Here is a 12196-nt window from a genome sequence, read left to right as displayed (position 1 = left end):
ATAAAACTGCACGTTAAAAGCGTCGAATAAACTGACTCACAAGCTAATTTAATTAAGGTTGTAATATTGCTGATATTGAGTGTAACGCATAGGCTTAACCTTATACTTCGGCTGTAAATACGTGACGATATCAATCAGTTCATTCACGGTCATAACATCATTGTAAATCGGCATTGCAGAAGTGCCGTCTGGGTTCTTTATATTATCGATTCCGATAGCCTGCCCAGCTATTTTATGTGAGGGATTGATGACTGAAGTTACCAGTTGCCCGTAAGTTTTTACAATCGACGAAGTCACGCCGAGTTGAATAGGTCTTTCAAACTCTTTCTTGACCGATTCGTCTTCAAAACCTTCAACGCTATGGCAAGCAACACATTTGTGTTTCTTAAACGCTAATTCACCTTTTACCGCATCACCCTTCGGTAAACTAAATCCCTTTGGAGAATCTGCACCCTGACTGCATGCAAAAAGCAGCGAGCTGCTGATTAGAATTGCTAGTAATAATTTAATGTTCATTTTGATTCCTTTAACTTGGTGTAAATGATTAAAAATGACGCACTTTCATCTTGACACTTTGAGCAAAACTTTAATTGACGCTGATCAATCATTAACCAGATTAGCTTTGAGCTGAATATGCATTTAGCACTACATCTCGCTCAACTAAATGCATTTGCGGCTAAATACGCTCAAACATCAAACATTGATACTAATCAAGTTTTACAAAAGGCAAAGGGGCTAAGCTGACGATTAATTAGTCAATTTAATTGGGAGCAAGTTATGGCAACGATTACTTTTCACGGCGGGGCACAAGAGGTAACAGGCTCTTGTCATCTCGTTGAATCAAAGCACTTAGGCCGCTTCCTTCTTGATTGCGGAATGCATCAAGGTGGCAGTTCAGTTAAGAGAGTCCAAGACGAGTACTTTGAATTTAACCCAAAGACTATAAAAGCTGTTTTTCTATCGCACGCTCATTTAGATCACAGTGGTATGTTGCCAAGATTAGTTAATCAGGGTTTTGAAGGTGTCATTTATTGCTCTGAAGCAACGGCAGGCTTGCTCGACATTATGCTGAAAGATTCCGCGAGCTTATACCACAGTGATTTGGCCAGAGAGAATATACGCCGAGCGAGAAAGGGAAAAGAAGCCCTTGAACCCCAATACACGGAAGAAGATGTAGAGGAAGCACTCAAACTGTGTAAGGGGAAACCATACAACCAGCGAATTGAGATAATGAATGGTTTGGAGCTCAGGTTTCAAGACGCAGGGCACATCCTCGGTTCAGCCATCGTAGAACTGTTCATTGAAGAAAATGGAGAGCAAAAGAAACTGGTGTTTTCCGGAGATTTAGGTAATAAGAATGCTGTCTTAATGAAGGACCCAAGTGTTATTAAAGAAGCCGACGTCGTGCTAATGGAGGGGACTTATGGTGATCGAAATCACAAGGATATTGAAAATACTCTGGCTGAATTGAAAACAATCCTTATAGATACACATGCGCGCGGTGGAAATATCATGATCCCCGCCTTTGCAGTGGGAAGAACTCAAGAGATCCTGTTTTACTTGGGGATGCTGCATAGTCAAGGATTACTAGATGATTGGCAAGTAGCACTTGATAGCCCTATGGCAATTGAGGTTACACGAGTTTATGACAGGTGGTTTCGCTCCTTGGATCAACAGGAAATACAAGAATCGACACCCAAAGCACATTCTATCTTGAAAGACTTTATACCCAACCTCTTTTTGGCTGTGAGTGTCGATGAGTCGATTGCGATAAACCGAATACAAAAAGGTGCAATTATTATTGCAGGAAGTGGGATGTGCACTGGTGGACGCATTCGCCATCATTTTAAGCAACGCATATGGGATACGCGAAATACGATTATATTTTGCGGGTATCAAGCTAATGGCACTCTCGGTAGGCTCTTAGTTGATGGTAAGACTCATATTAAAATGTTTAATGATGACTTTGCCGTTAAAGCAAAAATAGAGACGCTAGGTGGCTTTTCGGCTCATGCGGGGCAAGATGAGTTACTTGATTGGATTCGCGGTTTTGAGACCAATCCTTGCGTTGTACTAGTGCATGGAGAGCCGAAAGCTTTAGATGTTCTTAGAGCCAAACTATGGAGCGAGCAAAACATCAGGGCAAAAGTACCACGCATTGGTGAATCGATGGTGTTTTGATTTTAAAAAACCGATTGCGATGCTAAAACAGTCCTTCTTTAACACTTATCATAGCGCTAGAAAGACTGTGATGGTAAAACAATATCTGGGTCGCCAAAACTGATGCCTAAGGAAAGTGCGTTTCTCAAGGTCATATTGTCTAGCGGTATAGAACGCGCTTTGTTTGCTGCTTGATCAAGTGGAATGTCAGTCGTTTGATTGTTCCTCATTACGACCACTCGACCAAAGCGTTTCTCAGCGACAAGGCTTGCAGCTGCGCAGCCCACGTTACTGGCGAATATTCTATCAAAGGCAGTAGGGGAGCCGCCTCGTTGTATATGTCCTAGCGCTGTTGAACGTATTTCAGAATCAATTTTTTGTTCCAACTGCAATTTGAGCATATTACCAACACCACCAAGACGCACAGTATCAGGACTCGACATGATCGTTTCGCGCACTACTGCTTCTCCACTTTTTTGCATGGCACCTTCGGCCACGACGATAATTGAAAACTGCTTTTCACTCGCACGTAAGTTGCAAATTTTAGCAACTTCATCAATATCATAAGGAATTTCAGGAACCAGAATGACATCTGCTCCGCCAGCCATACCTGATTGCAACGCAATCCAGCCTGCATAGCGTCCCATCGTTTCTAGTATCATCACTCGCTTGTGTGATTGACCCGTTGTGCGCAAACGGTCGAGGGCGTCGGTAACAATCGATACTGCAGTATCAAAACCAAAGGTTTGGTCCGTTCCTGCTAAGTCATTGTCAATGGTTTTTGGGACACCAACGATATTCATCCCAATCTTCGAAAGTTCATTTGCGATAGACATTGTGCCATCGCCACCAATCACAACCAAAGCATCAAGCCCCAGCTTCTGATAGTAAGCAAAAACTTGAACACTTAAATCCTGTCCTTTGTAATTAAGAGGACTTGCTGAGTTGCTCGTGCCTAATATTGTGCCACCCGTTGATAATATGCCACTACATTGCGAGTAAGATAAGGGTCTAACGCGTTCTTCTATCAATCCTGCAAAGCCATCTTCAATCCCGATGATTTCAGCTTTGTAGTTAATAATTAAGTTTTTAGCGACCGCTCGAATGGCCGCGTTGATACCTGGGCAATCACCGCCACCGGTCAGAATTCCAACTCTCATTAAGCTACTACCTCATTTTCTAATATGCCATCGTGTTCAAAGCGACTAATGTTTGTAAGCGTGACTTGTGCAATTTTTAGCATAGCTTCTTTTGTGAAGAAAGCTTGGTGACTTGTAATAATCACGTTTGGGAATGTGAGTAGACGCGATAATTGGTCGTCTTGCAGCACAGTTGAAGAAAGGTCTTCAAAGAAAACGTCTTCCTCTTCTTCATAAACGTCTAAACCAAGCAAGCCTATTTTACCAAGCTTCAGAGCCTGAATAATGGCTTTAGTATCAATTAATTTGCCTCTACTTGTATTAATAATAGTCACGTCATCCTTCATTAACTCAATTGCTTCGTTGTCTATCAGGTGATGTGTTTGAGGCGTCAAAGGACAATGCAGAGAAATGATGTCTGATTGCTCAAACAGCCTTTCTAGCGGCACATATTGAACACCGGATTTAATGCATTCATCATTTTCAACAGGATCAAAAGCCAATACTCTACAGCCAAAGCCCTGCATTATTCGGATAAAGGCTTGCCCAATATTTCCTGTGCCAACGACACCCACAGTTTTACCATGTAGGTCGAAACCAATTAAGTTGTGCAAAGAAAAGTCACCTTCTCTGACTCGATTGTAGGCTCGATGTATTCGCCGATTCAAACATTGCAATAGTCCAACGGCGTGTTCGGCAATTGCGTAGGGTGAGTAAGATGAGACTCTTACGACCGGCAACGAAAGTTGCTTGGCACATACTAAATCAACATGATTAAAGCCGGCTGAACGCAAGGCAATCAATTCGATGCCTTTCTTTTTCAGAGCATGCAAAACGTCTGCATCTAGGCAATCATTGATGAATGCACAAACTACTGTTTCATCTTTAATCAAAGCAACTGATTCGAGAGCAAGGTGGGTAGGGTAGTAATTAATAATGTGGCCATGCTTGGAATTCACAGAATTAAAGAACTCTAAGTCGTATGGCTTGCTGTTAAAAAATGCAATCTTCACCATTGTATTCCTAAAATATAGAGTCGAAAGTTTTTAAAGAATGTTACTTAACATGAAAACGTAGCGGTGAGCTCAAAAACCAATGCTTTATTATAAGGCATTGGTTTCTGAGAAAGAAAAATAAGCTGAAATGAGTTGAGATTTCAGGCTTTGCGGCATGATTGACTTAGCTATCGTCATGTATCCTAACGGCTAGTACATCTTGCTTCACTCCGTGTAAAACAGCATTGGCAGTTGAGCCTAAAAGCACTTTAATGCCGCTTCTTCCATGAGTACCTAACACAATCAACTCAGCGTCTATTTCGTTGGCAATCTCTTTTATCTCATCCGCCGCATCGCCAAGTCTTAAATGGACATTTTCTTTGCTAATGCCAGACACTTCGGCAATAGTTTCTAATTCTTCTCGAGCTAGTTTCAATCGACCCGAATCATCAATAGCATTGTATTCCATACCGTATAAATAGGGTTGAATATAAACCGTTGGCATTGGTATATATGCCAAGCTGAGTTTATCAGGGGATTCACATACAGATAGGGCTTTTTTAATGATACTTTTATATTCAGCGTTAATATCAATGGCGACTAAAACACGTTTGTAATTACTCATAGGATCTGCTCCATTTCGCTTACTGTTAACATTTAGTCTTAACTACGACTTATTAAGTTCAATGTAACAGCTTAAAAAAAGAACAAGTTTGACCTGAGTCAAGTATTCGCTTATTGATTACCATGGCTATTGTTTAGATGATAAAGAACAACCTTATCGAAATCAGAACCTACGCCATTTGTATCGCCACTATTACCCGTATTATTTTGCGAATATGCGCCAGCTTTAAAATAATTCCATTCTTCTATTACATCATAGCCGCTAGATTCCTGAATCATATCAACGTATTGATGACCAATAATTGGGCCGTTCAAGTCACCACGACGAATAAGTACATCTATTCGAGGACCTTGTTGATTAATTTCATAGGAGAATACTTCTCCTAATTGAATGCCTTGTTCCGGATTGCTGGTATAGATTGCTTGGTTGTTTTCGTTAGTGTGACGAGGCCCCAGCACCATCTTCCAAATATCATCACTATTCCTAATTTCATGAGCGAAATAGATATAACCACGGTCATTGTTTGGGAATTTTTTAAAATATAGGCGAATGGGTTCGTCGTTATCGGCATGAATTTGGCCGATGATAACTCGGCCTGTGTGGGATTGGCTGCCACTCGTAGTGACATGGTCGACTTTAAGCGTGGCTTTTAGCAAGCCCCCACGACCTCCGACTTGGCGCTGAGGATCGGGTTGGTATCCCAAAATCCAATTGTTCTGATTGACGCCTTGAGTACTAATTCCTGTGTTGCCACGTCGCAACATTTCCCGTAGCTCTGTTCTAGTAAAACTAGTATTCGCTGAGGTTTTCGCCCCAAAGATAGTGGCAATAAATACCATGCCACCGTCCTCGGCAGTGTAAAAGTAGTCTTCATCTACAAAGCCGTCGTCTAATTCACGTTCGCTAGCACGCAATGAGAAGCCATCATCTGGGTCGGTACGTGGTGTATCGAGAGCCCAAGTTAACAAATCGAAATTCTTGCCTGGAGCAAGGCTTGGATCGAGATTAAACTGCGAAATATCTACATTCTGTGTTTGTATTGGCGCGGCACTGACGTCTAAGGGGCAGCCAAATACCGCAGCTTCTGTTAGCGCAGTTATATTATTTGTGTCGCTCCCATAGCTGGTAATACGAACGAAGCGGGCGACTGTATCTGGAACATCAAAGCGCTCAAAGGAGTTGGTGACTTTGCTTGACGTTTCATTGCTTAAAATGCTGGTAAATGTTTCTCCACTTTCTGACACGGCGATATCAAATGTATAAGCTTGCTGTTCGCCATTAAACCAAGCCATGCCAATCTCTTTTACCAAGTGACGGTAACCTAATTCTATGGTCACTTGAGCAGCACTTTCAGTTGTTTCCCAACGACTATTTTCACTTAAACTACTATCAATAATATTGCTGTCCACGAAATCACCTTGGGTCGAGTTTTCACTCGCGGTGCTTCTTAGATGAATAAAATCTAAACCTGAACAAGTGGTAACACTGTATTTCGGAGGGTATATTGGGTCGGCAATCCCTGGCGCGGGTGGCGGTTCAGGCGGTGTTGTGGGCGCCGGAGACGGAGCAGAGGAGCCACCACCACACGAAAATAATGCGGAAAAGCTTATACCTAAAATAATTAATCGAATCACAGCGCCTCCTTAATTCAACGCGAATAAACACCTTCGCAATCGATACTAATTGAATTTTAAACCCAAGACTAATTATTTAAATTGGGGACTAGATCCCAATAATTTCGTGCAACTCATCAAGATGACTAATCGTGTATGTGGGTTTAATATCAGAAGTATTGATAACACCCGGATGTTGCAACCAACAGGTATCAATTCCCATATTTTTACCACCCAAAATGTCGCTTGTGATGGTATCACCAACCATTAGGACTCTATCGTTAGAAGGATTACCCAGTAGTGACAATGTATGCTCAAAAATAGCTTTATGCGGTTTCGCAGAACCCACTAATTCAGATATTACGACATAATCGAACACGCCGTCTAAACCAGCGCGATGTATGCGAGTGCTCTGTAAACGGTGGAAGCCATTCGTCACAATCGCTAGTTTTGCTTTGCCTTTTAGTTGTGTCAAAAGATTTACAACGCCGGGCAAGGGTTCGCAAATTTGAGCCATTGCATCTAAAAATTCGTCATTTAATTGTTTGGGAGCAATATTTAATTTAGCTCCCCATTCTGAGAAACGCGTTATTTGTAGATAGTCAGAGCTTATCTCACCGTTTTGATAGCTGATCCAGAGTTTTTTGTTACTTTCTTGATAGTGTTCATAATCGGCTTGTGTAAAGTTGATGCCATATCGAGAGAAGACGACTTTCATTCCTGCCAAAATATCAAAACTAAATAATGTCTCGTCTGCGTCGAACAGCACAAAATCATAACGCATTTTACTTCCTATTTTATTGATTTGAATACGATTACTCTAAATCGTATTTCATTGTCAGGCATTATAAACACAATTTAATAATTAATAGTCGAATAAGCACAAAAAGAAGTTTAGAAATAATTGTGACGAATTGGCGGAAAGCTGCGTCTATACATATGAACACGAAAGGTTTTGGGGAACGTTAGGGCCATGGATGGCTCTCTCACTTTTTGCCAACCACTTCGAGAGCGTAAAAGACTAATGTATTGAAGTTCACACATTTACAATAGTACTAGAAGTGGTTGGTCTTTTATTGAGAACAACTTGATAAGCGGTGAATGCTTAGGCCGAATAAGTAGAAATGATCCGCTATTCGTGTTCGACCTTATCCAAAGCACGTTTGAATCGCATTTTAACAGCACTCAATTTTAATTCTACGATTTCAGCAATCTCACTAAACTCTAAACCACCTACAACTCTAAACACCACAATACTGCGGTCTTCAATGTTAAGCGTCTGTAACCACTTATCGATGATATGTTTACTTTCCTCAATAGTGTGTTCGTCTTCTTCTATTGGAACATGCTTAGCTTCGTCCAAATCAACAAGTTCTAATTGTTTTTTACGTAACTTTGTTAAAGACAAATTGTGGGCAATCTTATACACCCAAGTTTTGAAACTAGCGCGTTGTTCAAAACGAGCAATGTTATTGAATACATTGAACATAGCATCACTTACCGTTTCCTCGGCTTCCTCAATGGAACCTAAGTAACGATAGCAAACCTTCACAAGTGGTTTGTGGTAACGATGAAAAAGTACCTCATAGGCAGTTGTCACATAAGGCAGTTGAAGCTGTGCTAAACGCACCAATTCAGCATCATCAAACTGTGACAAACGATCAGAAACACGATTCTTATCGTGCTCCGTAGGCTTCATGTTTGAATGCCTCTACGGTTTGCTGGCTAGACGGGTTATCGTAAATTTTTTCGTGAGTAATTCTTGATTTGGAATGCTCAATTGCTCACCCTCTTTATTCTCGATAAGCGTATTTACGGTACTGACGACTACAACATTTCCGACAAAGTCGTCAAACTTGATCTCGTCACCGGGTAATAACTGCTCTCTCGCGTAAATTCCAGAGACGATGCTGTTGGCAATTGACTTTGTTCCTAAGCCCAATGCCAGAGCTAATGCGATGCCAAGGCTTGCGATTAGTACCGTAAAGATAGTGTTTAATAATTGAGTCTCTAGCTCTAATTGGCCAATCACTAAAGAGAACGTAATAAACAAAACCAGCATTTGCAGCACTCTACCTACCGCAGAACCGTATTCTACGCCTAGGTTATCCAAAGAAGCTGTGACTTGGTTTTTACCTGCGTTGGCAATAAATAAACCTAGTATCGTTATAGCGACTGCGCCGAATATTTTAGGTAAGTAGAGAACGAAGTCATCTAGAATGGCTGAGAATCGGTCAAGGCCGAGTGTATCTGATGCTGCAACAAGAATAATCAGCACAAAGAATAAATGAACTATGCCTGCCAATAGCTTCGATGGTGTCGCTTTGAAGCCAAAAACCTTAAGTCCTTTCTCAACTCCCAACTTGCTACACAGCGTATTAAATCCAATTTTTTCTATCAGCTTGCCTAACCAAGTCGTCACAAGTTTAGATATGTACAAACCAATTGCTACGACAATTATTGTGGCAATAAGGTTAGGTAAAAAACCGGCTATTTCTGTCCAAAATTTTGAGAGGGCGTTGCTAAAAGACTGTGTCCATGCGCTAATGTTCATTTCTGGCTCCAATATTTGTGGTGCTTAAGTTGTGCTTAAGATCTGCTTTTTTTGTGTTGTTGATGCAGTGAGAATCGTCGTTTTGCAGAATATGCAGATGCGCCAAATCCGAGAAATATAACCCAAACCCAGCCAACAAAAAGGCTAGCAATGTCTTTTGTTGCAACTACTCTCGCCGATTTTTTTAAGACTTTATCCAACGCTTGCTTGTCACTTTGTAACTCAGGTTCATCTGACCAAATGGCTTTAAGTTTGTCTTCATCGATACTCATACTATTCTCCAAATTACATTCAGAAAGACGGCCCATTTGCATGAGCCGTCTTTGTGCTACTACTTATTGACGATTAATATCTCTACGCGTCTATTCTGCGCGCGTCCCTCAGGTGTTTCATTGGACGCAACTGGTTTATCTTTGCCATAGCCGTTGAAAGTAACTTTTTCACCGTCAATTTCACTTACTTGGGTGATGAAGTTTGCGACAACTTCAGCTCTGGCTTTTGATAAAGCCAAGTTTAGCTCTGCACTGCCTGTCGAATCGGTATGACCCGAGACAACTATATTTGCATTAGGGAAGCGTTTAATAGCGTCAGTAATTTTATTTAGCATAATAAAGTTAGATGACTCAATCTCACTACCGCCAGACTTAAATGAGAAGCCTTGTGCGCGTATTAAGACGTTGTCACGCTGACGATATACCGTTGCTTCCTCTTCTGTGAACATCGATTGCACGGCAGCAAATCGCGCGTCGTCCGCTTTCTTAGCCGCAAGTTCTTTTTCACGTAATAGTTTCGCTTGCATTAAAGCTTCAGCCGAATCACGCTCTAGCTTGCTTGCTCGCGATTGAGACGCAGCAGTAATTTCTTGAATTTGGTCCTGCGCATCATTTAACTTAGCTGTTAGCATCTCGTTATTATTAACTAATACTGAAACCTGCTGACGCAAACCAGCTACAACTTCTTTGTTAGTGTTATTGAATTGCACAGCACTGTTCATTGGTGCTACTACTGAACTCAATTGTTCCTGATACCAAAGTATTTTTTGCTCTTCGTCAAAATCCGCATTGTCAAAGTAGGCATTGATATCTGCTATACCTTCGGCTTGCTTCACCAACCAAATAGCACGATTGGAATGAATGTTGGCCTTTGCTGTATCGGTTCTGTTCGCCTCTAAGGTATTAACGGCAAGTTTTAGCTCGTCTTTCGCTTGTGCAATAGTCCTAGGTGCAATGTCATTTAGATCTTCTTTTTCTGCTTTTGCAACAGCTTGTTGAGCAAAGCTCAGCATATTCTTTTTCAGTGCTTTCAATTCAATAGCTAAGTACTGATTTTTTAAAGCTTCAATGTCTTTCTTCGCTTTAGCTTCCTGACCAAACTCTAGCTGAGCGATCGCTTTAGAAAATGATTCTTCCGCATCTTTGAATTCTTCAGGTGCAACCGAAGCCGCGTTTACTTCAAGAGCCTTTTCGCGAGCTAAAAGCACTTCTTCAAAGGTATATTTCGCCTTGTTGGATTGGACACGAGCGGCCTTTGCACGCGCAACAGCTTCAACTGCTAATTCGCTTGCATCTGCTTTACCAGCCATTGCGTCTTTCATCGCATTTTCGTAAACGCGTTGAGCTTGCTTCATTTGCTCTGGAGCGAAAAACGCTAAATCATCGTTCTTTGCTTCTTCGAGTAATATGCTAGCTTCGCGAGCATTAGGGTATTTTGCAAAAACATCACTTTCACTAATAGATGTGCTAGATGCACAACCGCCTAATAAGACCATAGCTAAACTGATACTGATAATTGATTTTTTCATTTGTGTTGCTCCATTTCCTTGAGTGCCTAAATTGGCGATTGTTGATATAGACGACAGGAGCTACGAAAAAGTCACAAAACTTTATTGAATTACTTTTTTCTTGAAGTCGGAGGTAAATTTTCTGTTGTTAATATGAATGCAAAAGTTGGAATAAAGCACGCAAGGCAGAGTGAGGCTTTTAATGAAATGACGACAACTTAGAAAAAGCCGTTCTTTTACTTTTCTTTCTTAACTTTTGGTGTGTCTTTAGAAAGGTATTTTTTTAGTAAGGAGATAAAAAGCTGCTGTTCTTCTTCATTGAACACCGACACTATTTCTTCCTGTGTTTTGACGTGTTCTAAAATCACTTTCTCTATTAATTTTAGACCCTTTTTAGTTAAAGCGACATTAACACTTCGCTTATCGTCTTTTTTTGTTTTTCTTTTTACAAGCCCTTTCTTTTCTAATTTGTCGATTCGCGTTGTCATTGTGCCTGAGGTTATCAGCATTTGATCAAGCAATTCACCGGGAGAAAGAGAGTAGGGCGGACCTGCGCGTAATAAGGTGGCAAGAACTTCAAAACTAGCATCTGTCAGCTTCTGCTTTCCAGAGCTAAGGCATAGTTCATCATTAATTTCTTTAGTGGCTTGTTGTAATCGAGAAATGAGTGCCATTGGCTTAGTGTTTAAGCTTGGCATCGATTCTGACCATTGTTGGATTTTTTTCTGAACAGCGTCCATTGGGATAATTTCTACTCGTATCCTTTGTAAATAAACAAACTGCTTGTTTGTCTTCGTTCTAAGATTAATTGCTACCCATCAATCTTACTAAGCCTTTTTGTCAGTGTTCAGGAGCTAATGCGAATTTGCCACAATTAGCATAAAAGGCCTTCATTTTAGCTTTTGTCAATTGGCCAATAATGAATTGGCCAATTCATAAGAACCGATTAGGAACTTTGTTTTGGTGCTTTACTCTTTTTTATCTTCTTGTTCTTTTTTTCGGCCTTTTTTTTACTCTTAGTTTCAAAGGTCTCAATCGTTTCCTTCGCTTCGATTTTTTCTTCGTTAGATTTCTCTTTTTCTTGCTTAGCTTCAAGCTTTTTCAGTTTAACTATATCAGCACCGAGTATACGCTCAACTGATTTCCTACCGAGAATAGCAACTGGAGAGTAAGGGTATTTCTTTTTAAAAAACTTTTTGAATGCTTTTTTAATCATTGTTGTTTATTTACGCCTCCCTTAATGTCGAGTTAAGGTTTTCTTCAAAATTCCTATGTTGTCGATGATTTCCATCATTTTTAACACAGACTTATATTACTTTTGCATAAAGGT

At 40.7% G+C, this 12196-nt stretch carries 13 protein-coding genes; 1 reads left to right on the top strand and 12 read right to left on the bottom strand.

Annotated features, from left to right (window positions below):
* Positions 1-48: 48 nt before the first annotated feature.
* The gene (locus tag ACKLNX_RS17520) at positions 49-516 is read right to left on the bottom strand and encodes a c-type cytochrome (RefSeq protein ID WP_412973309.1); all 468 of its coding nucleotides are present in this window, start codon (positions 514-516) and stop codon (positions 49-51) included.
* Between the two features lie 261 nt (positions 517-777).
* Between ACKLNX_RS17520 and ACKLNX_RS17515 the strand changes: the two genes are divergently transcribed.
* A complete protein-coding gene (locus ACKLNX_RS17515; RefSeq protein WP_412973308.1) occupies positions 778-2181 on the top strand; it encodes an MBL fold metallo-hydrolase RNA specificity domain-containing protein in 1404 nt (467 codons plus the stop codon).
* A gap of 56 nt (positions 2182-2237) precedes the next feature.
* Here the strand turns inward: ACKLNX_RS17515 and ACKLNX_RS17510 are convergent, their stop codons facing one another.
* The 11 genes from ACKLNX_RS17510 to ACKLNX_RS17460 all read right to left on the bottom strand — a co-directional run bounded on the left by ACKLNX_RS17510 (position 2238) and on the right by ACKLNX_RS17460 (position 12082).
* Positions 2238-3320, bottom strand: a complete 1083-nt coding sequence (locus ACKLNX_RS17510) for a 6-phosphofructokinase (protein WP_412973307.1) — start codon at positions 3318-3320, stop codon at positions 2238-2240.
* Positions 3320-4312 (bottom strand): 2-hydroxyacid dehydrogenase, encoded by a 993-nt coding sequence (locus tag ACKLNX_RS17505; protein WP_412973358.1) that lies wholly within the window; start codon positions 4310-4312, stop codon positions 3320-3322. The genes ACKLNX_RS17510 and ACKLNX_RS17505 overlap by 1 nt, the downstream gene beginning before the upstream one ends.
* 166 nt (positions 4313-4478) lie before the next feature.
* Positions 4479-4919, bottom strand: coding sequence for a universal stress protein (locus ACKLNX_RS17500; RefSeq protein ID WP_412973306.1), 441 nt, complete (start codon positions 4917-4919; stop codon positions 4479-4481).
* A 110-nt stretch (positions 4920-5029) separates the two neighbouring features.
* On the bottom strand, positions 5030-6553 hold the full coding sequence (locus tag ACKLNX_RS17495; RefSeq protein WP_412973305.1) for a polysaccharide lyase family 7 protein: 1524 nt from the start codon (positions 6551-6553) through the stop codon (positions 5030-5032).
* A gap of 88 nt (positions 6554-6641) precedes the next feature.
* Positions 6642-7316: a pyrimidine 5'-nucleotidase gene (gene yjjG / locus ACKLNX_RS17490; RefSeq protein ID WP_412973304.1), complete on the bottom strand. Its 675-nt coding sequence runs from the start codon at positions 7314-7316 to the stop codon at positions 6642-6644.
* A 348-nt stretch (positions 7317-7664) separates the two neighbouring features.
* On the bottom strand, positions 7665-8231 hold the full coding sequence (locus ACKLNX_RS17485; protein ID WP_412973303.1) for a sigma-70 family RNA polymerase sigma factor: 567 nt from the start codon (positions 8229-8231) through the stop codon (positions 7665-7667).
* Between the two features lie 12 nt (positions 8232-8243).
* Positions 8244-9086, bottom strand: a complete 843-nt coding sequence (locus tag ACKLNX_RS17480) for a mechanosensitive ion channel family protein (RefSeq protein ID WP_412973302.1) — start codon at positions 9084-9086, stop codon at positions 8244-8246.
* 35 nt (positions 9087-9121) lie between these two features.
* Positions 9122-9358, bottom strand: a complete 237-nt coding sequence (locus ACKLNX_RS17475; protein WP_412973301.1) for a hypothetical protein — start codon at positions 9356-9358, stop codon at positions 9122-9124.
* A gap of 59 nt (positions 9359-9417) precedes the next feature.
* Positions 9418-10887 carry an OmpA family protein gene (locus ACKLNX_RS17470; RefSeq protein WP_412973300.1) on the bottom strand — a complete coding sequence of 490 codons (1470 nt, stop codon included), beginning with the start codon at positions 10885-10887 and terminating at the stop codon, positions 9418-9420.
* Between the two features lie 215 nt (positions 10888-11102).
* Positions 11103-11606 (bottom strand): MarR family winged helix-turn-helix transcriptional regulator, encoded by a 504-nt coding sequence (locus tag ACKLNX_RS17465; protein WP_412973299.1) that lies wholly within the window; start codon positions 11604-11606, stop codon positions 11103-11105.
* A 206-nt stretch (positions 11607-11812) separates the two neighbouring features.
* Entirely contained in the window at positions 11813-12082 is a 270-nt protein-coding gene (locus ACKLNX_RS17460) for a hypothetical protein (RefSeq protein ID WP_412973298.1), read from the bottom strand.
* Between the last annotated feature and the right edge of the window lie 114 nt (positions 12083-12196).

The organism is Glaciecola sp. MF2-115 (genome assembly GCF_047250385.1).
Classification (GTDB): domain Bacteria; phylum Pseudomonadota; class Gammaproteobacteria; order Enterobacterales; family Alteromonadaceae; genus Glaciecola.
Note: the sequence above shows the minus strand (reverse complement) of the source record. Positions and strands in the feature narration are given on the sequence as shown.